Source organism: Glaciihabitans sp. GrIS 2.15 (assembly GCF_035984695.1).
Classification (GTDB): Bacteria; Actinomycetota; Actinomycetes; order Actinomycetales; family Microbacteriaceae; genus Lacisediminihabitans.
Map to the genome: position 1 here is coordinate 68,907 of NZ_JAXCHU010000001.1, position 23,966 is coordinate 92,872.

Sequence of the window (23,966 nt, forward strand, 5' to 3'; positions counted from 1 at the left end):
CCATTAGCCAAGCGGTTGCGCAATCTCCCAGATGTGACCGCCGGGATCTCGGAAACTCGCCGTCCGGATACCCCACTCGCGATCCATCGGACCGTTCAGCAGCTCGACCCCTCGCGCGGTGAGCTCGGCGCAGGTGGCGTCCACCTTCTCCACATCGAGCGTGAGTTGCAGCCGCGAACCGGAGCCGCGGGAGGCCACCGTTGCGGGGTCGATGAGGCTGACGGCCGCGGACGACCTGAGCAGGTTGATCATCGTATTGTCGAAACGGAATACTGCCGAGTTTTCGTCTTCGAAGAGGATCGGCAACCCGAACACCTCGAGGTAGAAGGCCCTGGTCGCCGCGAGATCGTCGACGAACAGGGTGATGGCAGTGATCGATCCGGGCCACACGGGCATATGTTCTCCTCATTCGCGTCGCTGGACAAGTTACGCCGAAGCCGACGACAAAACTGCCCTACCGCCGTAACATGAGCATATGTACTCAAAAACCGCGACAGTTTCACTTCTATTGATGTCGCGGTGACAGAGCGCACCGAGCCGACCGACCTCGTCGATTTCTCAGAGATGCTCGCGCGCGGACAGGCGGATGCCGGGGGCTACAGGTTCGACCCGCTCGACCCGGTCGTCCAGGCCAGGGCTCGCCGCCGTCGCATCCGTCGCCGTGTCACCGGGCTTGTCGTGCTGCTCGTGATCGTCGCGGCAGTCGGCACGTACCTGCCGCTCACCCTTCTCGCGCCGCTCAGCCCGGCGACGCTGTCGTCGACCAAGCCGTCGTTCACCCAGCCGGGGGCGGTGGTGCTCACTCTCCCGAGCGTGGGGGAGGCCGCCGTGAGCGTCACCGGCGCCGAGGCATATCCGCGCACTGTTGGTACCAACGGCATTCTCGCCTCGAGTGGCGGGGCGGGCCCGCTGCCGATCGCAAGTATTAGCAAGCTGATTACCGCGCTCGTCGTGCTCGACGCAAAGCCCCTCACGGGGACGGATCCCGGGCCGACCCTCACCTTCAGCAAGGCCGATCACGATCTCTATGACCAGTACTACGTGCTCGGCGCTTCGATCGAACCGATGAAGACCGGCAGCACGCTGTCCGAGCATGACGCGCTCGCACTCATGCTGGTGGCATCCGCCTGCAACTACGCGGATGCGGTGAGCACCTGGGCGTTCGGATCTCGCGCCCGCTACCTCAGCGCAGTGAAGAGCTGGCTCGCCACCCATGGTCTCACCAACACGACCATCGTGGAGCCGACCGGTATCGACCCGCGCAACGTCAGCACCCCGGCTGATCTGATCGCCATCGGAAAGCTCGCGATAATGAACCCGGCGGTCGCCGCGATCGTGGGATCGCGTTCGATTACGGTGCCCGGAGTGGGATCCCTGTCGAACAACAACATCAGTCTCGGCTCAGAGGGGATCAACGGCATCAAGACCGGCACCCTCGACACGGTCGGTTCGAGCCTGTTGTTCTCGGCCACCGCGGACGTCGGCCTCGCCAAGCCGATCACCATCGTCGGGGTGATCCTGGGCGGAGAAAGCCGTGAATCGTTGGATCGTGCCGCGCAGCTGATGGTCCGCAGCATCCGGTCCGGCTTCCATACCGTTCAACTCGTGGGTGACGGCACGGTCGTTGGACGCTACTCAACGACCTGGAAAGACGGCGCGCGCGTGGTGACCGGTAGCAGGGCATCCGTGCTCACCTGGTCGGATGCGCCGATTACCTCAAAAATGACGATAAAGCCCGTAACGACGGCGACCGATGGCTCGACGGTCGGCAGCCTCTATTTCGTCGTCGACGGCGCTCCGATCGCGGTGCCGCTCGTGCTGGACGGCTCGATCTCCGGGCCGGACGGATGGTGGCGGCTCACGCATCCGCACGAGTTGCTCAGCGTGCGCTGAACCTCACCGCCGCTCGAATCACAGCCGGGCGAGCCTCTCGATGTCTTCGAGGAAATCGGCCGCGACCTGCGGCGACACCGTGGTGCGGGTCGACCGGATGGCGGAAATGTAGTCTTTGGTGCTCGGACCGGCCGGAGTGGACTCGTCCGTTCCTGCGAAAAGCGCACGCTCGAGCGCCTCCTGGGATGCCCGGCGCGCGGCGTATTCCACGTCGGCGGGGGAAAACCCGTCACTCGCCACGACGAGGGCGTCGAGGTCGATGAGACCGGTCATCGAGATGGGCACGTAACGCTCCCAAATGGCCAGTCGGGCCGCTGTATCCGGCAGGCCGATCGGCACGACATAGTCGAACCGACCGTGGCGAAGGAAGGCCGAATCGAGGGCGCGGATGAAGTTGGTTGCGCAGACGAGCAGCCGTCCGGGCTGTTCGCGGAAGGCCGGGATGATCTTCAACAGTTCATTTGTCACGCCCTGAAGCGCCGACGGCGGCTCTCCGCCGCGATGGGCGGCGATCTCCTCCACCTCGTCGATGAATACGACCGCGTGCTCAAGCTCGGAGATTTTCAAAAAGGTCTCGCGAAGGGCGCCGGCCAGTCCCTTGGGGTCCGCCGCAAGTCGAGAGGGAAAGACCTCGACAAAGGGCCATTCGAGGCGGGAGGCGATCGCTTTGGCGAAGGTGGTCTTGCCGGTGCCGGGAGGCCCGAACAACACAACGGCCTTCGGCGGTACCACGCCATATTGCTCGGCCATATCGGGCTTGGCGAGCGGCATCACGAGGCGGCGTTCGAGCAGCTCTTTCTCTCGCTGCATCCCACCGACACTTTCCCAGAGGTCACGGGGAAGGATGCGTCCGCCGAGCTCACTCAGCGAGCGCAGCTCTTCGCGCTGCACCGGGATGTGGCGCTCGAAGTAGCGCAAATTCTTCTTGACCTCGAAGCCGCGATTGAGGAAGGCATCCACCCGGCTCGGGGATTCTGGCATGAGCGCGGAGAGCTTAGCGAGGCCATGCGGTGCCATCCGGTTTTCGAGCGCGGCCAGCATTGCCGTGCCGATGCCCTGCCCCTGCCAGGGCTCGGCGGTGGTCAGGAACACGATCCAGCCCTGGGCGTGAGCGGCGCGCCCGACGGCAGCACCCACCACTTCCTCGCCGTGCATTGCCACAACGGCATGGTCTTTCTGGCAGGAGGCGAGCACCTCGGAGAGCCCGTAGACCGGTTCGGCCTTCGCGGCGGTGATCTCCTCCCAGAGGTGCAGGATGCCATCGAGATCGTCGGAGTGGAAGTCTCGGATGCGCCAACCGGTCATTGTGGTTCCCTCGCGTGAATTTCGTGTGGGTGTCAATCTAGGCCACTGACCTCTGGGGAAGCCCCTACCGGATGGTCCAGTCACCGTTCGAGTGCACGACCACGATCGACGGCCCCTCGGAGATTGAGCCAGAGCCCGAGAAAACACCGGTGTCTTCGAAGGCAACGATGAGGGGTGCACCTGGATCCTTGATCTGACGTATCTCGAAGAGCGACGAACCGGTGAATCGCAGCGCCAGGTCGCGGTTCGGGCCATCGTAGCGAAAGACCCGGTCACCCGATCCCTCGGCGGCAACACCGAGTGGCAGAGCGTCTGCAAGGGGGGACAACGTGATGCTCCAGGGGCCGTCTGTGTCGACCAACAGTGTCGACGGGATCGCCCCGGTGCTTGGCACTCCGAAGGCGGTCACTCCGGAGTAATCGCCGACGGTATCGACGATCTCTTCCCCGGTCGAAGTGCCGCCAGCATCGACCGCGGAAATTCTGAAACGGTCCGAACCCGCGTGCGTGATGGTGAGCAGCCCTGATCGTGCACCGGCCGGCAGCGCAACAGTGCTACTGCCCAATCCGGTCACCGCTACTGCGACGAAAGTCCCGAACTTTTGGTCATACCAGGTAGCCGGGTCGGGTGCCGGCTCGGTCGATTGCACCTCTATCGGTGCGGCCTTTCCGGTTGTATTTGAGGGGTACTCGAGCGTGAGCTCCACTGAACTCGATCGGCTGCTCGCAGTAGTCGATCCGGCACAGGTGTTCATCGACGCGCCATGCTGGTACACCGCGATAGTGAGAGTGCGATTCGAACTAGTGCCCTGGTAGAGCTTCTGGGATGCCCCGGGAGCGGCGATTCGCAGGGAGGAGAGAACGAAGCCTTGTCTCGCCGCTGCTCTCGTCACCTCGTCGGTGAGGTCGATGGATGCCGGCGCAGCGAAGACTGCCTTGTACCAGGGCGACGAGTTGTCTGGACCGAAGCCGGCGTCTCCCTGCTCGCAGACGCGGTTCGCACCCGAACCACTCAGGGCATCCGCCAGGGGTCGAAAACCCGTCTCCGCAACGTTCTCGTTGAATAGCCCGAAAGACCGCCCGGCGGAAAAAATAGCCACGCCAAGCAGCAGGACCGCGACAGCGCAGGTGACTATCGCAATTCTGCTTCGGTGGCGGGTCGACACGGTAGGTATGCTACGTCTCCATGAGAGTGACTCGCTGCAGGGAACCCCGAGTGTGGGCAAATAAACACGGCGAGGTTCCCCCGCGTTCGGCGGGTCAGCGGTGACTCGACGAGACTTGACGCATCGGTAGAACTGCGCACGAAAAAGCCGCAGAAAAATACTGGCCGCCGCCGCTGACGCCCGGCAGGCTAGCCGAGCAGCTTCGGGCGCGCCCAGTTTGCGCCGTTCACGTGCTGGTCGAGGAACGCGAAAACGGTCTCGTACCAGAGAACGGCATGCTGGGGCTTCAGCACCCAGTGATTCTCGTCGGGGAAGAGAAGAAACTTGTGTGGGGTCGAGCCATCGGGCGAGGCATGGTGTTCGGCGAGTTCCGACCAGAGACGCAGGCTCTCGCCGATCGGCACGCGGTAGTCGTTGTCGCCGTGGATCACGAGCATCGGCGTGACGATGTCGCGCACGCTGTGGTGCGGCGAACTATCGATCATGCCCTGCGGCGAGAAGATGCTCTGCCAGTACCAGGAGTTGTCGGTGGTGCCGTTGAACTGGTCGAGGGCCCAGAGGCTGGCGTGGCTCACGATCGCGCGGAACCGGTCGGTATGGCCGGCCACCCAGTTCGCCATGTACCCGCCGAACGAGCCGCCAAGGGCCGCGGTCCTGGTGCCGTCGATGTCGGGGCGAGCCTCAGCAGCATCCGTGATCGCCATCAGGTCGGTGTAGGGCTTGGCTCCCCAGGCGTCCCAGCCGCGGGCGATGAAGTCGAGGCCATAGCCGGTCGAGAGTGCCGGATCAGGTAGCAACACTGCATACCCGCGGGCGACCGCGAGCAGCGGGTTCCAGCGCCAGCTCCAACCGTTCCAGCTGTTGAGCGGTCCGCCGTGGATCCAGAGCAGCAGTGGAGCTGGATGCTCGGGCGAGGCATCCGAGGGAAGCAGCAGCCAGCTGCGCACGCGAGCGCCATCCTCGACCGTCGTCTCGACCTCGGTGATCGACCCGGGCACCTCCGGCAGCCGAGCGGGGGTTGCCAACGCGGTGACGACCCCCGAGCGGGAGATCCGCACGGGATGTGGCGACGCGACCCACGATGATCGCAACGCGACAAGGTCCCCGCTCGCGAGGTCGACCGCGACATCGGTGTAGCTGAAGTCGTCCGTGGTGAGCTGAATCGGAGATCCGCCGTCGAGCGGTACGCGAAAGACCGGACCGCGGCCGTCGTGGTCGGCGGTGACGATGAGGGACTCGTTGTCGGCATCGAAGCTGAGGCTGGAGGGCCAGCGGTCCCAACCCTCGGCGACACGGCAAGTATTTCCGCCATCGATGTCGGCGACCCACAGCTCCTGGTCGGCGGGGCCGTTCGGGGTGCTGAAGTCGGCGCGCACGTAGGCGATCCGTCGACCATCGTGGCTGACCGCTGGCACCTCGAAGTCCACCCCTTCCTCATCGAAGAGGGTCGTCATGGTGCCCGACTCGACATCGATCGACACGATCACGAAGCGACCGGCTCGCTGCTCCGCAACCCGGAGCGACGCGATCAGGGTGCGCCCGTCGGGGGTGAGGGCCTGGCCGGCGGTGTCGGCGGAACGTCCGGGACTGGGAGTGAGGTCGCGGGGGCGGGGGAGGTCCGTGGGATAGGGGAGCAGCGCTTGGTCGGTGCCGGACGGGTTGGTGCCGGACGGGTTGGGGCCGGACGCGTCGGGGCTGTCGGCGATCGTCTCTCGCAGGATCGACAGGTCGAGCGCGAGAAGGTGTGGCTCCGCGGGCCCGAGGTCGTGGTCCCAGTACCGGACGGGGTAGCTTTCGTGGAGGATCGCGGTGACCTTCTTGGTCGTGCGTTCGGCGCGCGCCGCGGCATCCGTCTCGAGACTGTCCGCCGACGGCAGCAGGTTCGCCGTCATCACGATGGTGTTGGAACCCGAAGCCGTTGCGGCGATCTCGGAGACCCCTCCGAGCAGCCTGGTGACCGCGCGGGCCTCACCACCGGCGGCGGGGAGCACCCAGAGCTGCGCGGCATCTTGGTCCTTTTCCGCCGCGGCATCCGGTCGCGCGGAGACGAAGAGGATGTCGCCCGAACCGGTGAAGGCGACGCCCGATTCGCCTTTGGCGGAGCGAGTCAGCCGAGTGGGTGATCCCGAGCCGTCGGCGGGCACCGACCAGAGTGCACGCTCGTACGAGGTGCGATCGCGGGCCAGGGTCGCGATGGTGAGCACCACGCTGTGGCCATCCGGGGAGAGCGCAAGGCCCTCAACCCGGGGGAGTGCGATATAGCTTTCGAGGGAGGCGAATGGCACACGCTGGGTCTCAGTTGACATGCCCCCACGCTAGCCGCCGCCGGCCGTGGCGCAGATTCGGTGACCAGAGTGATGTGCGAAAAGCCCGTGCGCGCGCGCGTCAGTCCCCCTGCGCGGCGCCATAGAAACGCAGAAGGTCCGTAGATGAGGTGAGCAACCCAGGGGACTGCGCCTGCGTTATCCACGGGCGTTCATTGAGGTACGCGCGAGAGGGCGTGAGAACGACGATCGAGAGGTCGGCGCCGGAGATAGTCCAACCGCACGCCTCGGTGAGCACACAAAATCGCTCCATGGCAAAACATCCGTAGAGCAATTCGAAGAGAAGTCGCATCAGCTGGTCTGGCACTCCGGGGAGTGACACCGCGACCCGGTTGCCGGCCGCGAGGGCTGCAGCGAGGTTCTCGCCGACCGTCACCGAATCGCAGCCCGGAGCACAGACGAGTAGGACATTGCCGAGCGGGACATTGCCGAGCGGGTAGGCGACGTCGTTCCCCCGGGGGCGACGAAATTCCGGGGGCGGGTCGGCGACCTCTGCAAAGCGCTCAAAGTGGGCGGCCATCAGCACGGCACCCGCGAGCACGCCCGCGCCGTCGGGGTTCGTCACGAGGGAGGTGGAGACCCTCCGCAGAATCGCTGCGGTGGTCACGAGTGTGGAATCCCCGCGGTGAGTCCGCCGTCGATCACGAACTCGGAGCCGGTGGAATAGCTCGACTCATCGCTCGCCAGGAAGAGCACGAGTTGAGAAACTTCGGTGGGATCCGCGGCCCGGCCCATCGGAATCTGCAGCTGGTGCGGATCGAGACCGGCGGTCATCGGCGTGCTGATGAATCCGGGGTGGATGGAGTTCACCCGAACTCCGGACGGCGCGAGTTCGAGTGCGACCGACTTGGTGAGACCTCGCACGGCGAACTTTGTTGCGACGTACGCATGAAGTCCCGCGCTTCCCCGCAGCCCTTCGACCGAGGAGACGTTGATGATGGATCCGTGTCCCTGGGCGGCCAGCACAGCCGACACAGTTTTCATTCCGAGGAAGCTGCCGGTGAGATTGATATCGACAGTCTTCTGCCAGAGCTCAAGCGGGAAGTCTCCAATCGGGGAGCCGTTGGCGATCCCGGCGTTGTTGACCAGTACGTCGAGGTGGCCGAACTCGGAAAGGGCCAGCCGCAGAGCGTTTGCCCAGTCGCTTTCCTGCGTGACGTCGAGGTGCACGAATCGGGCCGCTTCGCCGAGCTCCGCGGCCAGAGTTTCGCCATCCGCATCCAGCACATCCGCCAGAACGACGCTCGCCCCTTCGGCGACCAGTAGCCGCGCGTGAGCGGCTCCCATCCCGCGGGCGCCCCCGGTGATGAGTACGACTTTGCCTGTGACCCGGTTCATAGAGCGTCCTCTGCTTCGTTTCTGGTGGGTGATGTCTGGTGTTCAGTCTGCGAGCAGTCCTTCGTGTGGACCGGGCCATTAGTCCCGAAGGGGCGGCCCGTGTAAAGGGCCCTACCCGAAGGTCCGTTTACGTTCCACTTAGGGACTGACTTCGCGCTCTTGGACGCGCTGGCGGGGGAAAACGCGGCTCGCGGAAGGCAAAACGTCATGCGGAGGGAGTTGTAACTCCCGCCACGAGGTCAAACGGCCTCCGCGACTTTCCGCGGCTGATCTCGTTCCACGAGATCATCTGCGGGAATTACTACAAACGCCGGTAGAGGTCGACCCGGGCTCAGCTTCCGCGGAGGTCGTCGTCGCGCCATTCGATCGCGATGACCGTACCGATGGCTACCTCCTCTTCGCGGGCACCCAGCTCGACCCGGCGGATCTTTTCCGGCAGTCTGCGAGCAGGTCTTCACGCGGACGGGCCTGCTGGTCCCGACTTCCGAGATACGACTGGGGACCAAAGTCCCGATTTCCCGGGGCCAGCGCTCGTAACGTTCGAACAATCAAACGGCCAGGAGGTCATCATGCAGGTTCTTCTCTCATCAGTGGCGGCGGATGCCTCTACGATCTATCTGGGCTGGGGTGCGTTCACGATCCAGCTGGGTAACTTCATCGTGATCGCCGTGATGCTGTTGCTGTTCGTGCTCGCTCTCGTGCTTCCCTTCCCGGCGGGACGGAAGCGCAAATGACCACCTTCGTACCACCGCCAACCACCCCGGCTGGGCCGACCGAAGCAAACGCTCCGGGCGCGAAGCCGGATGAAGAGTTCTACACCTGGACGGGCAAAGCCCGCCGGTGGATGTTGAAGACCCTGCCGCCGAAGAAGCTGCTCCCGGAGACCCAGCCGAGCTACGTCGCATCCTGGATCTATGTCTTCGGTATGGGTGCGATCGCATCGCTCGCCGTGATCATCGTGTCCGGAGTGGTCCTCAGTCTCAACGGTCCGAGCTGGTGGCACCTCTCCTCGCTCGGACATTTCGTGAACAGCATGCATCTCTGGAGTGTGGAGTTCTTTTTCCTCTTCATGGTGGTGCACCTGTGGGGAAAATTCTGGATGGCAGCGTGGCGCGGGGGCCGACTGCTCACCTGGATCACCGGTGTCGTCTCATTTGCGGTATCGATCGGTGCCGCGTTCACCGGCTATCTGCTCCAGACAAACTTCGAATCGGAATGGATTTCCTTCGAGGCGAAGGACGCCCTCAACGCCGCCGGGATCGGTGCCTGGTTCAATGTTGCGAATGTGGGCCAGATGTTCATGTGGCATATCACCCTCCTACCGCTCGCCGTCGCGGCGATCGTCGCCCTACATGTTCTCCTCGTACGGGTTCATGGAGTGGTCTCGCCTCTCGATGCAGCAGAGACCGACACCCAGCTGCGCGATGCGGCATTTCCCGAACTGACAGATAAGGCAGACCGATGAGCAAGCCGCTGAGCCCGATGTCGTGGCGCCGAGGGACCGGCCTCGCCGGTCGCGCATGGAATGGCACCAATCGTGAGTACGACCTGTTCAAGGAACTCACGGTCGGGGTGATTGTGGTCACTCTTCTCGTGCTCGCCGCATCCGCGATCTTCAGTTCGCCCGATGACCACAGCGTCACGCTCAAGTCCTGGGCGAACAGCCAGCCGAACGACTTCGTGGTCACGGCGAACGCCGAACTCGGGCACACGAGTGGGACTGCAGGCTATGGACCGCCTTACAACTCGACGCCGGGCGCGACCCAAACCATCGGCCCACTCGACCTGCAGAGTCTTGCCGGGGTGAAGATTCCCTTCGACACAGCGAAGGATTTCGTGATCAAGCCGCTCAGCACGCTGCCAAACACGCCCGCCGCAGTCGCGGCCTGGAACTCCGCCACGAGCGATCAACAGACATCCTGGACGGATGCCTACGGGAAGGCTCTCGACAAGGCGAAGGACAATAATCCGGCGGAGGTGGCTTCGGGCAAATACGGACCGGTTCCGGCGCTGACCGGATCACTTCTCACGATGGCCAAGCAGGGATCACTCGACAGTGTTCTGCAGGCTGGCGGATCGTTTTACAATTTTGACTACACGCGCTCGGTGCTGTTTCTCGGCGATGGTACCTACTTCAAGGACCTCGCGACAAACCTGCATCTCAGCGGTGACCAGTGGGGGATGATGAACGAGACCGGCAACTATCCCGGGCAGTCCTGGCTGTGGCTGTTCTCGTTTTTCTACCAGATTGAGCCATTCAAGTCCGCCGCCAATGCGGATCTCCTCGTGGTGTTCACTGTCGCAATCCTCACGTTGCTGCTCACACTGGTTCCTCTGATTCCCGGCCTTCGTGATCTTCCGCGGCTGATCCCGTTTCACAAGCTCGTGTGGCGGAATTACTACAAACGCCGGTAGGGACCGACCCGGGCTCAGTTCCCGCGGAGGTCGTCGTCGCGCCACTCGATCGCAATGACGGTGCCGATGGCGACCTCCTCTTCGCGGGCGCGCAACTCCACCCGGCGGATCTTTCCTGAGATGGTCTTCGGGAGCTCCATGAATTCGATGCGGCGGATGCGCTGGAACGGCGCCAGCTGCTCCCGCGCATAGGCGAGGATCGAGAACGCGGTATCCGACGAGGGCTCGAAGCCCGCAGCAAGCACGACGTACGCCTTCGGTACGGCCAGTCGCACGGCATCCGGAGCTGGTACGATCGCGGCCTCGGCCACGGCCGGATGCTCGATGAGCACGCTCTCGAGTTCGAACGGGCTGATCTTGTAGTCGGAGGCCTTGAACACGTCGTCGGTGCGGCCGATGTAGGTGATGTAGCCGTCGGAGTCCCGTGCCGCGATATCGCCGGTGTGGAAGTAGCCGTCGTGGGTGGTGGCGGCGTTGCGCTCAGCGTCCCCGACGTAGCCGGTCATGAGGTTCACCGGGTGCCTGGCCAGGTCGACGCAGATCTCGCCCTCCTCAGCGAGCGCGCCGGAGATCGGATCGACCAGCACGATCGGACTTCCGGGAAGCGGCCGACCCATCGACCCGTCCTTCACCGGCGAAGCGGGGGTGTTGCCGACCACCGCGGTCATCTCGGTCTGGCCGTAGCCGTCACGGATGGTGAGCCCCCACTGGCGCCGGATCTGGCTGATCACCTCGGGGTTGAGCGGCTCGCCCGCCGAGATCGCCTCGCGAAGGTCGCCGCGACCGGCTGAGAGGTCGGACTGGATGAGCATGCGCCATACGGTCGGTGGTGCGCAGAACGAAGTGACGTGCTCGTCCCGGATCTTCTGGGTGAGCCCCGCCGCATCGAAGCGGCCGTAGTTGTAGACGAAGATTGTGGCCTCGGCGATCCATGGGGCGAAGAAGCAGCTCCAGGCGTGCTTCGCCCAGCCGGGGGAGGAGATGGCGAGATGGATGTCGCCGGTGCGGAGTCCCAGCCAGAACATCGTCGAGAGGTGGCCAACCGGATACGACACCTGGGTGTGCTCCACAAGCTTCGGGCGATTCGTCGTGCCCGAGGTGAAGTAGAGCAACAGCGGATCGTGGGGAGCGGTAAGCGGATGCGGAAGCGGCGCGGCCGGCGTGGCGAAAGCATCCGCGAAATCGGTCCAGTCGGCACTGCCCGCTCCCACCCGGATTCGGGTGAAGTCGCCCGGCACGTCATCGAATTTGTCCGCATCGGCGGATGCGGCGATCACATGCCGCACACCTCCCCGCTGCATCCGATCGATGAGATCCGCGGTGCCGAGTGCCGTTGTCGTTGGCAGGATCACCGCGCCGAGTTTCATGATGGCGAGCATCGAATCCCAGAGCTCGACCTGGTTGCCGAGCATGAGCATCACCGCGTCGCCGCGCCTCACGCCGAGGGATTTGAGCCAGTTGCCCACCTGGTCGGAGCGTGCTGCCATTTCGCGGAAGGAGAACCGCTTCGTCGCGCCGTCTTCTTCGGCGATCACCAGGGCGGGGTGGTTGTTACCCCGGGCGATCGCGTCGAACCAATCGATACCCCAGTTGAAGGTATCCCCGACATCGGGCCACTCGAATCCCGCAACGGCTTCGGCGTGATTGTCGCGAAAAGCAACCAATCGGTCTCGCGCTGCGCGGAAGTTGTCAGTTGCGGACTTGTGCGACACCGGTGGCGCTCCTCGAGGGTTAGGAACTCGATCGTATCGCGGGCTCCTCTCCGAGTCAGTTGCCCCGGAGCTCCCGCGCGAGTTGCTCGTAGTGGGCAGCGCGCAACTCGTTGTCTGATGGGGCGCCACTGGTGGCGTACTCGGAGCGGGGCGGGTTGGCCGCGATCGCGGGGGTGTGGGCTCCGCTCGAGATCTTGTCGATCCAGGCGAGAGCCACGGCGGAGAAGATGAATACGGTATGGATGATTACCTGCCAGAAGACTCCCTCGGAGGTGTAACGCTCGTCGGTGACCGGATCGACCACCGCGTTCTTGTCTCCGAGGTCGTTCACGCCGATGAAGGTCTTGAGCAGGTGAATCGATGAGATACCGATGATCGCCATGGCGAGCTTGACCTTGAGCACGTTGGCGTTCACGTGCGACAGCCATTCCGGCTGGTCGGGGTGGCCCTCGATCCTGATGCGTGAGACGAAGGTCTCGTACCCACCGATGATCACCATGATGAGCAGATTCGCGATCATCACCACGTCGATCAGGCCGAGCACGCCGAGCATGATCTCGGCTTCCTTGATCTCGAGCGGGTGCGCCAGCACTTTTTCGCCGAGATGGTAGAGCTCCACCATGAAGACCACGACATAGATGAGCTGGGCCACGATGAGACCAACGTATAGAGGGGCCTGCAGCCAGCGGCTGAAGAAAATGAGGTAGCCGATGCCGGAAACTCCGGCGGACTATGGGCGGTATTGGCGGGGCTGGTCGGGCGACGTCCTGCCCACCAGCCTACGGAAGTGGTCTCGGGAATGTGCTGGGTGGGCTGTTCGGGATCTTGTCCTCCTGTCTCGTCACTGGATAGCCAGAATGGATAGCCAGAAATCTTCCCGCCGAGGGAGATCGCGAAATACCGCGCGGAAGTGAGCCGTCGTGTGGGAAGGCGCTGCGGCAGAACTCGGATTGGATCTTCCGCATCGAAAGGCGCCGCTCCGGCAACCGCGACCTCATCCAAAAAAATATCGAGACACGGTCGACGAAGTCAGCAAGATCGCGGGTTGACAATGAGTTGACAACCGTTCCTGAACGGTCCCACTCCAGCGGGGGGCAGCGAAAACAGGCAGACCGAGGGGTAGAGCTGTCCCCGGCACTGCGTCGTCTATCCACGCAACTTGCCACTTCTGTCCGGCCTCATCAACATTCCCGGAGGCTGAACCTCTTGCGCGTGAGCATGCGAATCAGGGGAGGATCGCCCATGCTGGCGAGCTCTGCCCGTCCCCCGCGAGGATGCCGGCGACCCAATCGTCTTCTCTGGCATAACGTCCTACGGCACCGAGCCGAAGTGTCCCCTCGAAGTGAAAGCCGACACGGCGAGCGACGCGAGCGGATGCAACATTGCCCGCGTAGGCATGCCACTCGATGCGTATGAGGCCCAGTCCTGTGGGTGGTCTTGCGAAGCCGAACTCTACGACGGCTTGCGCAGCTTCGGTGAGCAGTCCGCGGCCTCGAGAAGAGACCGCCAACCAGTAGCCGATCGTGGCTTGCTCAGAACCGATGCCGTCAAGGCCGATTGCGCCAACGAACTCATCTGCGATCGTGATGGCCCACGTGCAACTCTTACCGCTTGCCCAACCAGAGTCGGATTAGGTGGTGACGTATCTTTCAGCGTCCGACCGCGTGTATGGAACCGGGATCGGTATTCGCCGCTGGATTTCCGGATCCTGACAGGCCGCGGTGATGGCCTCGACGTCACTGGGAGATGGAGCTCTCAGAAGAAGCCGTTCGGTGCGCAGTTCTACCTTGTCCATTTGTTCACGCTATCGGCCCGCCGACACTGGTGCGGGAATCCTGTACGGGGCCCCGGGCTCAGCTGGCCCTGCGATTGACTCGGTCCGACAGCGCAAATTTCACGGTGGGCCACTCGTTGTCGATGACGGAGAACACTACTGTGTCGCGGACGGTCCCGTTCTCGAAGACCGTGTGGTTACGCAACACACCATCCTGCTTCGCTCCGAGTTTCTCAATGGCAGTTCGTGATTGGTGATTGTGCCAGTGTGTCCGAAACTCGACGGCGATGCAGTCCAACTCCTCGAACGCTCGGGTCAGAAGAAGAAGTTTTGCGGCCGTGTTGACGCCGGTTTTCTGCGAGGCGCCGCTGAGCCAGGTTGATCCAATCTCCAGCCGACGGTTGACAGGGTCGAGGTTGCAGTACGTCGTCATGCCGACAGCACAGCCGCTCCCACCGTCGATGATTGCCCAGGGCGCCATGCGGCCCTCCTTCTGAAGCAAGAGTCGGCGCTCAATCTCATCAGTCATTTCGGTTGGCGCCGGAATGTGGGTGTACCACGTTCGCCACAGGTCATCTTTTTCGGCCGCGATCGCGAGATCGTCGGAGTGATCCAGGCGAAGAGACTCCAGAGTCACACGGGCGTTCTTGAGCACGGGAGTCGCCGCGAAAGTCATGCCTAAACGATACGGCCGTGATGACATGCCGCACGCCGGCAACCGGGATTGCGGAGCAGGCGATTGATTGCTCTATTGCGTTCCGGTGAGAGGAAGCCGGGCACGCTGGAGCGATGACCAACCGATCGAATGCCACTGCATTTGCGCGGGAGCGGCTATTCCTGCGCTGTCCTTCTGCCAGACTCTGCGTGACCTGCGTGAACTCCGCGATGTGACGATCGAAACGAACGGACCCCATGAACAAGCACCTCGTTGTTGGAGCCGGCCTGATTGGCCGTCCGCTCGCCGAACGCCTCGCCGCGCGCGGCGACACGGTGACCATCGCGACCCGCTCAGGCTCCGCCGCCGTCGGCGCTACCGCCCGAGTACTGGAGGCAAATGATCCGGCCGCTTTTGCGCACGCTGCAATGGATGCCTCGACCATTTTTCTCTGCACGAATCCGCCGTACACCGACTGGGCCGCGCAATGGCCGCCGATCTTCGAGGCGGCTATTGCTGCCGCATCCGCCACGGACGCCCGGATCGTCGTTATGGGTAACCTCTACCCGTATGGGGCGCCGACCGGCGCAATGACCGAACACTCACCCGAGACAACCACCGAAGCCAAGGGACTGATTCGTCAGGCCGGATGGGCGAGGATGCGCGCCGCACATGAGGCCGGCCACGTTCGCGCCGTCGAGGTGCGTGCCAGCGACTACTTCGGGCCGGGAGCCACCGGCACAGCACACCTCGGCGGGTCATTTTTCACTGCGGTCCTCGGGTCCAAGACGGCTCGTGTCGTGGGTAAACCGCAGCTCGCACACAGCTGGAGCTACCTGCCCGACATTGTCACCACACTCATCGCCGCCGCAGATTACACGGGCGAGTGGGGCCGAATTTGGCATGTTCCGAGCAGCACCGCCAGTCGCACCGACATCGTGGGGCAGGTCAATGCGCACTATGGCACCCACGGAAAAGTCTCCGGCTACCCACAGTTGCTGCTGCGCTCGCTCGGTGTGGTCAATCCGATGATGCGCGAAGTGTGGGCCTCGAGTTATCAGTTCGAGATGCCGTACATCATTGATTCGACGGAGACGGAGCGCGAACTCGACGTAACCGTAACGCCGTGGACCGGGGCACTCATCACGACTGCCGAAAGCTACCGCAACAAGAAGTGATTGGCTCCATTCAGCCCCATAGCCCGTCATAGTCGCTCGCCAAATATCTCGATCCCTGACACGCATGAACGGCCGTGCGGAACGGTATTGACGGTGCAGCATCCTGAACACCGTGGTCGCACGTCAACATTCCTTTTCGGGCGCCTTCACCCTGTTAGCTGCGCGACGGTACCGCGAGTCGTCGTGCTGCTTCGACGACGAACTGTCGTCGTCGTGCACGCTCCTGCGGATCGTCCGGTCCGGCGCCGGTGATCATTTCGGCCAACTGCGGCACGGTCTGCCACCATGCGGCGAGGGCGATCAACGCGAAGGCGAGGTGAGCGGGATCGATGCCGTCATCGAGCAGGCCGTCCCGTTGGGCAGTGGCGAAACGTTCTACTTTTTGCCGATAGTGCATCGTGCGGGCGGCGGCGTCGGCGGGCGGGCCGTCCTGCAACCCTTCCCACTGCAAGAGGCGACCCAGCGCGGGGTTGGCTGCGTGGTAGTCGAACGTCGCGCCTGCGAATTCCCCGATATCGTCCAACCCGACTCCGGTCAGGTCCACGGCGGACGCAAGACGCTCTAGCTCGGTTGCCAGCACGAGCTCCCAGAGGGCCTTCTTGTCGCCGAAGTAGCTGTAGAGCCGTTCCTTATTCACTCCGGCCCGTTCGGCAATGGAGCCGACAGTGGTGCCGTCGAACCCCCGAGCGGCAAACTCCACTAGCGCAGCGTCACGGAGTCGGCGACGCGTTCCTTCCGTATCCCAAGCCACGTTGACAGAATACCAACGCTTAAGTTGGAGATGTGGCGCGAGTGCCGTAGTATTCCAACTACATCGTTGGAGTTGGAGAATTACTATGAACCAAATTGATCGTCTTCCCACGGAGATCCGATCGCCCGAGCCGGATTCGGTGGCACTAGTTTCCGGAGGCAACAGTGGCATCGGATTCGATATCGCGCAGCAACTCCTCGACCGCGGCGTGAACGTGTGGATCGGAGCGCGAGACCTCGGAAAGGGACAGCGGGCTGCGAAAGAAATTGGCCGGAGTGTGCAGGTCGTGCAGCTGGACGTAACCGATCCGTCATCGGTCGCCGCCGCAGTGCAACAGGTCGGCGAACTGGATATCCTCATCAACAACGCGGGGGTGAACCCCGGCGGCGAAGACATCACCGGCACCACCATCGAGCAACTGCGGACTGCTTACGAGACCAACGTTTTTGGCCTTATCGCCGTCACGCAAGGCTTCCTTCCCGCGCTGAGACTGTCGGCACATCCTCGCATCGTCAACCTTTCCAGCGGCACCGGCTCGCTGACCTGGAACAACAGCCCGAACCCGCAGTTCGACTGGGAACAGGTTCAAGGCGGCGGACTCGCCTACCGGAGCTCCAAGACCGCGGTCAACGCCGTCACCCTCCTCACGGCTCAGACACTCGGCCAGGGTTTCAAAGTAAACGCCCTAGCGCCGGGCCTGCGCCGCACCAATCTCATCGCCGGCATGACCGTCGGCGGCGATCCTGCCGAAGCCGCCACAGGAGCGATCCGCCTCGCGCTCCTGCCCGACGACGGTCCAACGGGAGCCCTCTGGTCCTGGGACGGCACCCGAGCCCCCTGGTAGCCGACCTCCCTCACACGAACCGGCGCGAGCACGACACCAGGCCGAGGTTGCTGGGAGCGTGTCATAAGCCCGGCCCTCCACCGCGACAGATCCGGGGCCACTCGACCCAACGGCCGAGTATGCCGATGCTGTTCCGCTGGGGGAACCGCTACCGTGCGCTCCAGTGCGAGGGGCGGCTGAACCCTGCGCGCAGAATCGCCGCATCGTCGCCGTGCGCACTGTTGACCTGCATCTGCGTCAGGTAGATCGCGCCACCGAGGTCGGTGCCGGACAGATTCGCATCTCGCATGTCCACGCCGAGAACGTCGCAACCAGTCAACTGGGCGGAGCGGAGATCCGCCCGGACTAGTACTGAGCCGCGAAGGGTCACACCGCAGAGATTGGCCTTCGCCAATTTGGCGCCCCTGAGGTCACTCCCTGGATAGAGTCGGCGTCCGTCATGCGGATTTCGCTCGGCCGTTCCCCGTGAGCCCCGCGCGAGCTCGCTCGCTTCGATCAGGATGGGGCGCGCGCGATCGAACTCGGCGTCGACGTCAAGCTCTCTGAGCTGGTCCGGCCGCTGATTACTCAAGACGAGCACATGCTCACAATGAGCACGCAGAGGGGCGGTATCGCGTGTGTTGGGGACGAGGGCTATTGCTTGATCGAGATACCACAGCAATTCGTGAAGTCGACGGACGATCGGGAATGTCCTGAACATTGCTTCGCGGGTGCGCGGATCGGCGCGCCAGGATCGCCCGTCAAATGTGCGCTGGGACACTTTCTGTCCCGCGCCGAAGCAGTCGAACACGGTGCACCCCTTGAACCCGCGAGGGTGCAGCTCCGTATGCACGCGACAAGCGTCACGGCTATCGAGGTTTTCGCAGGGCTCACCGACCGGTTTAACTCTCGTGCGTTCTCCCACTTAAACCATCGCAATTTGCGGTCGTTCGACAAAGCCCGCAAGCCGGAGGGCCAACGCGACAGATCTGCGATCGGTGCAGAAGTGCCGGCGACCGTCTAAATACTGGATCGTCTGGAACGAGGTCCACGTCGTCGCCAGTGACGTTCTCAACACACGATTATCGCCGCATGTGCGGGTCACGGTTCTCGCTGACCGATTCACCTTTTCCGCTTGACTGGCGCGGCCAGCGAGACAGCACGGGCAGTGACGCCAACGGCGACACCATCAACCTCGAGGCCGTGATCGGGGGAGTGCCGATCAGCCGGCTGGCGGTCTGTGAGCCGCCCTGCCCTCTCGATCCGAAAGGCTCCCAAAACCGGGGACGACTTTGGGTTTTCCACCGCCGTCGAGGCGGAGAACAGAGACTCCGCGACTCGCGCCGTGCTCCAAATCCCGGGTATGCCTGCCGTAGCCGAACAGAATCCCGCGGTCGCCCAGACGGTGCTCGCGCCCGCCCGGCTGAAGTTTTTCGCGGGTACAACCGAATAACCCGGCCAGGAATCCCGGCACACGCGTAGCGTTGGGTCCATCATGAAAGCAATCGTCTACAGCGAAACCGGCGCTCCATCCGTGCTTCATCTGGTCGAGCGCCCCGTGCCAGAACCGGAGGCCGGGGAAGTGCGGATCCGCATCGTCGTCTCGGGGGTGAATCCCACCGACTGGAAATCGCGCCGTGGATCGAAACCCGGTGATCCGCTGACCTATGCGGAGATCGTGCCGAATCAGGACGGCGCCGGCGTCGTCGATGCGGTCGGTTCCGGTGCACACCGTTTCGCGGTAGGGGATCGGGTCTGGACGGCGATCGCCGCCTTTCAGAGTGCCAGCGGCGGAACCGCCCAGGAGTTCACCGTGCTCCCAGAGGATCGCGTCTACCCGCTTCCGGATGCCGCGAGCTTCGACCTCGGTGCCAGCCTCGGTGTGCCGGCCCTGACCGCGCATCGCGCGCTCACCGTGGCGGAGGACGGACCGTCCCGACTTTCACCCGGTGCCCTCGCCGGGAAGACGGTGCTGGTCGCCGGTGGCGCCGGCGCCGTCGGTCACGCCACCATCCAACTCGCCCGTTGGGCCGGAGCGACGGTGATCACGACCATCAGCTCGCCGGCGAAAGCCGCCCTGGCACGGGCGGCGGGCGCCCACCACGTCGTCAACTACCGCGAGACCGATGCCGCTTTCGAAATCCGCAGGCTTGCGCCGGACGGCGTGGACCTGATCGTGGAAGTCGCGCCTGACAAGAACGCAGAGCTCGACGGCAAGGTCATCCGAAACCGCGGTTCGATCGCCGTGTACGCGAGCACCGGAGATCCGCTGGTGCTCGACATCCGGGTGCTCATGACACTCAATGTGCGCTACCAGTTCCAGTTGCTGTACACCCAGGGGCAGGATGTGCGAGATGCCGCGGCTGCGGACATCAACGCCGCCATCATCGACGGAGCACTCCCCATCGGCGATGATGTCGGCCTTCCGCTTCACCGGTTTTCGCTGGCCGAGACCGCGCAGGCGCATGCGGCGGTCGAAGGAGACATCGTAGGCAAGGTGCTCATCGACGTCGGCCATGCTGGCGAGGACTAGCGCACCCTCGTGCCCGTGGTTCTGCGTCCGCGACCCCTTTTGGGAACGGCTGGGCATAAGTCGGACGTAGACGGTGTTGGCCTCCAATGGACCTGCAGAGAACATGCAACAAAGCGCAAGGAGACACGCACAATGACCGAAGTACCCACCATCACCCTGAATAACGGGGTCGTCATCCCGCAACTCGGATTCGGCGTTTTTCAGATCACTCCGGATGACACGAGGCAGGCGACCCTCGATGCGCTCGAGGTGGGCTACCGCCACATCGACACCGCCGAAATGTACGGCAACGAGAAGCAGGTCGGGGAGGCAGTCGCCGCATCGGGACTTGCCCGTTCCGAGGTTTTTGTCACCAGCAAGCTCAATAACGGATTCCACGCGCGGGATGCCGCGCTCAGGGCCTTCGATGAAACGCTGGACGCGCTCGGTTTCGACTACCTCGATCTCTTTCTGATCCACTGGCCGCTCCCCTCCGTCGGTGACTTCGTGGAGACCTGGAAGGCGATGCAGGAAATCTCCGAGTCTGGCCGCGTGAAGGCGATCGGTGTGTCCAACTTTCAGGAGACGCACCTGCAGCGACTATTCGACGAGACGAGCATCGTGCCCGCCGTCAACCAGATCGAGGTGCACCCGTACCTCGTGCAGGACTCCCTGCGCTCCTTCGGCGCGGCTCACGGAATCGTGACTGAGGCTTGGTCGCCGATCGCCCAGGGCAAAGTGCTCGCTGACGAAGTGATCGTTTCGATCGCCGAGAAGGTCGATATGACACCGGCGCAGGTCACCCTCCGCTGGCACATCCAGCGCGGTGACATCGTGTTCCCCAAATCGGTGACGCGCTCGCGGGTCGAAGAAAACTTCGCAATCTTCGACTTCGAGCTGTCGGATGACGACATGCGGTCGATCACTGAGCTCGACCGCAAGGAGCGCACCGGTCCGGACCCCGACACCTTCAACTACGTGCCGAAGGCCTAGGGGTGGGCGCGAATGCGCTGGTGCTCGCGGGTGGCGGCATCGCCGGTATTGCTTGGGAAGTGGGAGTGCTGCTCGGCATCGAAGAGGTCGAACCCGAGGCGAGCCTGCGGCTGTTCGCCACTGACTCTACCTTCATCGGCACGTCGGCAGGATCGGTTGTCGCCTCCCAGATCGCTGGCGGTGTTGCGCTCCGCACGCTGTTCGAGCAGCAACTCGAAGAGCACACGGCAGAGGTCGGTGCGAAATTCGATGTGCTCGAATTCCAGGAGACTTTGGCGCGCCTTCTCGATGGTGTCACCTCGGCCGAGGAGGGACGTCGTCGGGTTGGCCGGTTCGCACTCGAATCGACAACGGTTTCTCCCGGTGACCGTCGTGCCATCATCAGTGCGCGACTCACCGTGCAGTCCTGGCCCGATCGACGTTTGCTGGTGACGGCCGTCAATGCGGTGACGGGTGAGTTGCGGGTGTTCGACCGTCACTCTGGGGTGGACCTGATCGATGCGGTCGCCGCGAGTTGTGCCGTGCCGGGGATCTGGCCGACTGTGGAGATCGACGGCAACCGATACACCGATGGGGGAGTGCGCACGATCGCGAATTCGGACCTCGCCGCAGGATCGGATCCGGTGCTCATCCTCGCGCCGCTCGCCGAAGCCAACGCGCCGGTGGCCCTCCCGGCGCATGAACTCGCGGTCCTTGAACCTGCCAGAGTGCAGGTGGTGTTCGCGGATGACGCCTCGCTCCTCGCGTTCGGCAGCAATCCGCTCGATCCCGCCACCGCCCCCGTATCAGCGCGCGCCGGCCGAGAGCAGGGCCGCCGGATCGCCGCTGAGATCGCGGCGTTCCTCGGCTAGTCCAGGCGCCGTCGACGTCGGCGCGGCTCGATTACGTCTCCGACACAAATCCAGGAGTTCGCAAGTATTTGCGAGGAAGATTCGCAATCTCTCGAGAGGAACACGACCATGGGATTCTTTGATCGACTGTTCGGCCGCGGAGACGAGTCCGCAGAGCGGGGTCCTGCTGCGCCAGCCCGTCGGAGTGACGATGAAATCGCTGTCGAGCGCTACGAATATCTTCTGCGTACGGCACCGCCCGAGACCATCGAGAAAGTGCACACCGAAGCCTTCTCGAAGCTCACACCGCAGCAGCGGGACATCCTGTTCGAAAAGCTGACGGCACACGCCGATGCGAATGAGCGTCCCGCGGACGCTGAACCTTCGACACTCGCGAAAGCGGCGACTCGCGTGGAGCTGCAGCAGCCAGGCGCCCTCACTCGCACCCTTGGCGGTTCTGGTTTCGGAGGTGCTGGCGGAGTCGGTCTCGGCGGCATGTTCGCGACCTCTCTGCTGGGAAGCGTGGCGGGATTCGTGATCGGGTCTGCTTTGGTGAGCAGTTTCATGCCGATGGATTTCGGCAACGACTCGGCCGCCTCAGATGGCTGGGGCTCCGACTCCACCGGCGCAGACTCCGGCGGCTACGACAGCGGAGGAGATTTCGGGGGCGGCGGCGATTTCGGCGGCGGCGGTGACTTCGGCGGTTTCTGACCGGCGGCGCCGCGCTTAGGTGTACCAGCTCGGCTCTGGGACCTCGTCGAGCAACACAAACTGGCCCACCTCGCGCTTTTTATAGGGCAGTGGATCGTGAAGGCTGTGCGTGCGGAGGTTACGCCAGAAAATATCGAGGCCGATGGAGTTGGCTGACGCGCGCGCCCCGGTCAGTTCAAAGATTTTGGTGGTGATCTCGAGGCCATCCTCGATGATCCTCAGCTTGGCCGCCGCGACGAGCACGGCCAGTTCTCCGCGGCGCCGCTTCGTGAGATTCTCCCGTGGTTCGTGCAGCACTCGGCTGATCTCGGATCCGGCACGATCTATGAGTGCCTCATCCGCCAACAGCTTGGACTCGAGCTGGCCGTAGCCCTCCAGCAGATACCACTCTTCGCCAACTTCACGCTTGTTGTCGCCTCCGTAGGGCCAGGTGCGGGTTTTGGCTCTCGTGTAGGCAGCTGCAGTCTCGAGAGCTCCCTCGGCGATCCCCAGGTAGAAGTTCGCGAAGACGAGCTGGATGGCCGGCACGTTAAGCGTGTTGTACACCAGCGGTTGAAATACCTTGCCAACGAAACCGGCAGCCGAAGACCAGTCGACCCGTACATCGATGATGTCTACGGAACCCGATTCGGTGAGTCGCTGGCCCAGGTTGTCCCAGTCGTCGGCGAAGACGATCCCGGGCTGGTCCGTGGGCACAATCGCGAAGATGTGGGTGTCGGTGCCGTCGAGAATCCCCTCCAGCACGGTCAGGTCCGAGACCTGGCCACCAGTTGAGAACGATTTGTGACCGCTGAATATCAGTTCGTCGCCATCCTCGATCACCGTGAGATCGCTGTCCCGCGGATTGACGGCCCCTCCGAACAGGAGGTTTCTGGTCGTGTAGAGCTCCTCGACAGCCGCGATCTGATCCTCGGTAGCGACGAGCCGGGCGGCCCAGGCCCAGAGATAGTGATAACCGATGAGCTGCCCAATTGACCCGTCACCACGGGCCACGGCGCGGATGACGCGGTAGGCGGTATCCCAACTCTGGCCGCCACCCCCCTGCGCGACCGGGCCGAGAAGCGTCACCAACCCGGAGTCCTTCAGCAGCTGTACCTCGGCGAAGGGCGTCTGGTTTGCGCTGTCGCGCTCCACAGAATCCGTCGCGAGGATGTTGGCGACGTCCTCCGCGCGCGCGATCCACTCCGCGGCATCCGAGGGTCGAGGGACGTCTTTCCAGCGGTTATCGATCGAAATTCCCGTCGATGTGGTGAGGGTCATGATGTTCTCCTGATCTCGTGCGGTAGCGGTTATCGTGCGGTTATCGTGCGTCGAGGTCGAGCAGGATGCTCTTCACCGCCGCATCAGTGGCAAGGAATTGCTGCACGGCGGGGTCGGCGGTGCGCAGATCGCTTTCTCGACCGGTATTTTCGCGGCAGGGTGGTACTCGATGTCGCACACAGCAGTGGCCGTCTCGGCGAAGTCGGAGTTGGCCTCTGGCACCTGGCTCAGCCAGGCCTTGCGCTGGTGGGCCGTGCCGATGCCCTCGGCGCCGTGCCCGACGACTGTGGTGAGTTGTTCGATGCGGATCATTCAGGGGCTCCAGTG

23 protein-coding genes and 1 pseudogene are annotated in these 23,966 nt (G+C 63.6%); 10 read left to right on the forward strand and 14 right to left on the reverse strand.

Annotation, left to right across the window (positions count from 1 at the left end):
• Positions 1-3: 3 nt before the first annotated feature.
• Positions 4-396, reverse strand: coding sequence for a VOC family protein (locus RCH11_RS00305; protein WP_327054994.1), 393 nt, complete (start codon positions 394-396; stop codon positions 4-6).
• Positions 397-519: 123 nt separating this feature from the next.
• On the opposite strand from RCH11_RS00305, the gene RCH11_RS00310 reads away from it, so the two are divergent.
• Positions 520-1,893, forward strand: coding sequence for a D-alanyl-D-alanine carboxypeptidase family protein (locus tag RCH11_RS00310; protein WP_327054995.1), 1,374 nt, complete (start codon positions 520-522; stop codon positions 1,891-1,893).
• An 18-nt stretch (positions 1,894-1,911) separates the two neighbouring features.
• On the opposite strand, the gene RCH11_RS00315 is transcribed toward RCH11_RS00310, so the two are convergent.
• From RCH11_RS00315 to RCH11_RS00335, 5 genes are all read right to left on the reverse strand, one after another.
• Positions 1,912-3,198 carry an ATP-binding protein gene (locus tag RCH11_RS00315; protein ID WP_327054996.1) on the reverse strand — a complete coding sequence of 429 codons (1,287 nt, stop codon included), beginning with the start codon at positions 3,196-3,198 and terminating at the stop codon, positions 1,912-1,914.
• A gap of 64 nt (positions 3,199-3,262) precedes the next feature.
• Positions 3,263-4,363, reverse strand: coding sequence for a hypothetical protein (locus RCH11_RS00320; RefSeq protein ID WP_327054997.1), 1,101 nt, complete (start codon positions 4,361-4,363; stop codon positions 3,263-3,265).
• A 188-nt stretch (positions 4,364-4,551) separates the two neighbouring features.
• Positions 4,552-6,669, reverse strand: a complete 2,118-nt coding sequence (locus tag RCH11_RS00325) for a S9 family peptidase (protein ID WP_327054998.1) — start codon at positions 6,667-6,669, stop codon at positions 4,552-4,554.
• A 79-nt stretch (positions 6,670-6,748) separates the two neighbouring features.
• Positions 6,749-7,294 carry a hypothetical protein gene (locus RCH11_RS00330; RefSeq protein WP_327054999.1) on the reverse strand — a complete coding sequence of 182 codons (546 nt, stop codon included), beginning with the start codon at positions 7,292-7,294 and terminating at the stop codon, positions 6,749-6,751.
• Entirely contained in the window at positions 7,291-8,025 is a 735-nt protein-coding gene (locus RCH11_RS00335; RefSeq protein ID WP_327055000.1) for a glucose 1-dehydrogenase, read from the reverse strand. Before RCH11_RS00335 ends, RCH11_RS00330 begins: the two co-directional genes overlap by 4 nt.
• 569 nt (positions 8,026-8,594) lie before the next feature.
• Between RCH11_RS00335 and RCH11_RS00340 the strand changes: the two genes are divergently transcribed.
• From RCH11_RS00340 to RCH11_RS00350, 3 genes are read left to right on the forward strand one after another with little or no spacing between them, the layout of a single operon-like run.
• Complete coding sequence (locus tag RCH11_RS00340) at positions 8,595-8,759, forward strand: hypothetical protein (RefSeq protein WP_327055001.1); 165 nt, start codon at positions 8,595-8,597, stop codon at positions 8,757-8,759.
• The gene (locus RCH11_RS00345; RefSeq protein WP_327055002.1) at positions 8,756-9,490 is read left to right on the forward strand and encodes a cytochrome b N-terminal domain-containing protein; all 735 of its coding nucleotides are present in this window, start codon (positions 8,756-8,758) and stop codon (positions 9,488-9,490) included. Before RCH11_RS00340 ends, RCH11_RS00345 begins: the two co-directional genes overlap by 4 nt.
• Positions 9,487-10,440 carry a hypothetical protein gene (locus tag RCH11_RS00350; protein ID WP_327055003.1) on the forward strand — a complete coding sequence of 318 codons (954 nt, stop codon included), beginning with the start codon at positions 9,487-9,489 and terminating at the stop codon, positions 10,438-10,440. Before RCH11_RS00345 ends, RCH11_RS00350 begins: the two co-directional genes overlap by 4 nt.
• Before the next feature lie 14 nt (positions 10,441-10,454).
• On the opposite strand, the gene RCH11_RS00355 is transcribed toward RCH11_RS00350, so the two are convergent.
• The 4 genes and pseudogenes from RCH11_RS00355 to RCH11_RS00370 all read right to left on the reverse strand — a co-directional run bounded on the left by RCH11_RS00355 (position 10,455) and on the right by RCH11_RS00370 (position 14,602).
• Entirely contained in the window at positions 10,455-12,152 is a 1,698-nt protein-coding gene (locus RCH11_RS00355; protein ID WP_327055004.1) for an AMP-binding protein, read from the reverse strand.
• A gap of 55 nt (positions 12,153-12,207) precedes the next feature.
• Positions 12,208-12,804 carry a TIGR00645 family protein gene (locus RCH11_RS00360; RefSeq protein ID WP_442788976.1) on the reverse strand — a complete coding sequence of 199 codons (597 nt, stop codon included), beginning with the start codon at positions 12,802-12,804 and terminating at the stop codon, positions 12,208-12,210.
• 573 nt (positions 12,805-13,377) lie between these two features.
• Positions 13,378-13,947 (reverse strand): annotated as a pseudogene (locus RCH11_RS00365) (GNAT family N-acetyltransferase).
• Positions 13,948-14,005: 58 nt separating this feature from the next.
• Positions 14,006-14,602, reverse strand: a complete 597-nt coding sequence (locus RCH11_RS00370; protein ID WP_327055005.1) for a GNAT family N-acetyltransferase — start codon at positions 14,600-14,602, stop codon at positions 14,006-14,008.
• Positions 14,603-14,838: 236 nt separating this feature from the next.
• Between RCH11_RS00370 and RCH11_RS00375 the strand changes: the two genes are divergently transcribed.
• Entirely contained in the window at positions 14,839-15,759 is a 921-nt protein-coding gene (locus RCH11_RS00375; protein ID WP_327055006.1) for an NAD-dependent epimerase/dehydratase family protein, read from the forward strand.
• A gap of 154 nt (positions 15,760-15,913) precedes the next feature.
• Here the strand turns inward: RCH11_RS00375 and RCH11_RS00380 are convergent, their stop codons facing one another.
• Positions 15,914-16,510 carry a TetR/AcrR family transcriptional regulator gene (locus RCH11_RS00380; RefSeq protein ID WP_327055007.1) on the reverse strand — a complete coding sequence of 199 codons (597 nt, stop codon included), beginning with the start codon at positions 16,508-16,510 and terminating at the stop codon, positions 15,914-15,916.
• A gap of 85 nt (positions 16,511-16,595) precedes the next feature.
• Here RCH11_RS00380 and RCH11_RS00385 point away from each other — a divergent pair, with 85 nt between their 5' ends.
• Positions 16,596-17,354, forward strand: a complete 759-nt coding sequence (locus RCH11_RS00385) for an SDR family NAD(P)-dependent oxidoreductase (RefSeq protein ID WP_327055008.1) — start codon at positions 16,596-16,598, stop codon at positions 17,352-17,354.
• Positions 17,355-17,502: 148 nt separating this feature from the next.
• On the opposite strand, the gene RCH11_RS00390 is transcribed toward RCH11_RS00385, so the two are convergent.
• On the reverse strand, positions 17,503-17,925 hold the full coding sequence (locus RCH11_RS00390) for a pentapeptide repeat-containing protein (RefSeq protein WP_327055009.1): 423 nt from the start codon (positions 17,923-17,925) through the stop codon (positions 17,503-17,505).
• A 903-nt stretch (positions 17,926-18,828) separates the two neighbouring features.
• Between RCH11_RS00390 and RCH11_RS00395 the strand changes: the two genes are divergently transcribed.
• The 4 genes from RCH11_RS00395 (at position 18,829) to RCH11_RS00410 (ending at position 22,379) form a co-directional block, all read left to right on the forward strand.
• Complete coding sequence (locus RCH11_RS00395; protein WP_327055010.1) at positions 18,829-19,866, forward strand: NADPH:quinone reductase; 1,038 nt, start codon at positions 18,829-18,831, stop codon at positions 19,864-19,866.
• Between the two features lie 132 nt (positions 19,867-19,998).
• Positions 19,999-20,838 carry an aldo/keto reductase gene (locus RCH11_RS00400; RefSeq protein ID WP_327055011.1) on the forward strand — a complete coding sequence of 280 codons (840 nt, stop codon included), beginning with the start codon at positions 19,999-20,001 and terminating at the stop codon, positions 20,836-20,838.
• A 2-nt stretch (positions 20,839-20,840) separates the two neighbouring features.
• Positions 20,841-21,689, forward strand: coding sequence for a patatin-like phospholipase family protein (locus tag RCH11_RS00405; RefSeq protein WP_327055012.1), 849 nt, complete (start codon positions 20,841-20,843; stop codon positions 21,687-21,689).
• A gap of 108 nt (positions 21,690-21,797) precedes the next feature.
• Positions 21,798-22,379 (forward strand): hypothetical protein, encoded by a 582-nt coding sequence (locus RCH11_RS00410; protein WP_327055013.1) that lies wholly within the window; start codon positions 21,798-21,800, stop codon positions 22,377-22,379.
• A 15-nt stretch (positions 22,380-22,394) separates the two neighbouring features.
• On the opposite strand, the gene RCH11_RS00415 is transcribed toward RCH11_RS00410, so the two are convergent.
• Positions 22,395-23,639, reverse strand: a complete 1,245-nt coding sequence (locus tag RCH11_RS00415) for a monooxygenase (protein WP_327055014.1) — start codon at positions 23,637-23,639, stop codon at positions 22,395-22,397.
• A gap of 72 nt (positions 23,640-23,711) precedes the next feature.
• Positions 23,712-23,951 (reverse strand): hypothetical protein, encoded by a 240-nt coding sequence (locus RCH11_RS00420; protein ID WP_327055015.1) that lies wholly within the window; start codon positions 23,949-23,951, stop codon positions 23,712-23,714.
• Positions 23,952-23,966 lie beyond the last annotated feature (15 nt).

Bases quoted from the DNA above. Each gene is read 5' to 3' on its own strand.
- RCH11_RS00420 (WP_327055015.1), bottom strand. From the start codon at position 23,951: ATGATCCGCATCGAACAACTCACCACAGTCGTCGGGCACGGCGCCGAG.
- RCH11_RS00345 (WP_327055002.1), top strand. From the start codon at position 8,756: ATGACCACCTTCGTACCACCGCCAACCACCCCGGCTGGGCCGACCGAA.
- RCH11_RS00400 (WP_327055011.1), top strand. From the start codon at position 19,999: ATGACCGAAGTACCCACCATCACCCTGAATAACGGGGTCGTCATCCCG.
- RCH11_RS00375 (WP_327055006.1), top strand. From the start codon at position 14,839: ATGAACAAGCACCTCGTTGTTGGAGCCGGCCTGATTGGCCGTCCGCTC.
- RCH11_RS00340 (WP_327055001.1), top strand. From the start codon at position 8,595: ATGCAGGTTCTTCTCTCATCAGTGGCGGCGGATGCCTCTACGATCTAT.
- RCH11_RS00410 (WP_327055013.1), top strand. From the start codon at position 21,798: ATGGGATTCTTTGATCGACTGTTCGGCCGCGGAGACGAGTCCGCAGAG.
- RCH11_RS00325 (WP_327054998.1), bottom strand. From the start codon at position 6,669: ATGTCAACTGAGACCCAGCGTGTGCCATTCGCCTCCCTCGAAAGCTAT.
- RCH11_RS00370 (WP_327055005.1), bottom strand. From the start codon at position 14,602: ATGACTTTCGCGGCGACTCCCGTGCTCAAGAACGCCCGTGTGACTCTG.
- RCH11_RS00350 (WP_327055003.1), top strand. From the start codon at position 9,487: ATGAGCAAGCCGCTGAGCCCGATGTCGTGGCGCCGAGGGACCGGCCTC.
- RCH11_RS00395 (WP_327055010.1), top strand. From the start codon at position 18,829: ATGAAAGCAATCGTCTACAGCGAAACCGGCGCTCCATCCGTGCTTCAT.
- RCH11_RS00385 (WP_327055008.1), top strand. From the start codon at position 16,596: ATGAACCAAATTGATCGTCTTCCCACGGAGATCCGATCGCCCGAGCCG.
- RCH11_RS00335 (WP_327055000.1), bottom strand. From the start codon at position 8,025: ATGAACCGGGTCACAGGCAAAGTCGTACTCATCACCGGGGGCGCCCGC.
- RCH11_RS00415 (WP_327055014.1), bottom strand. From the start codon at position 23,639: ATGACCCTCACCACATCGACGGGAATTTCGATCGATAACCGCTGGAAA.
- RCH11_RS00305 (WP_327054994.1), bottom strand. From the start codon at position 396: ATGCCCGTGTGGCCCGGATCGATCACTGCCATCACCCTGTTCGTCGAC.
- RCH11_RS00315 (WP_327054996.1), bottom strand. From the start codon at position 3,198: ATGACCGGTTGGCGCATCCGAGACTTCCACTCCGACGATCTCGATGGC.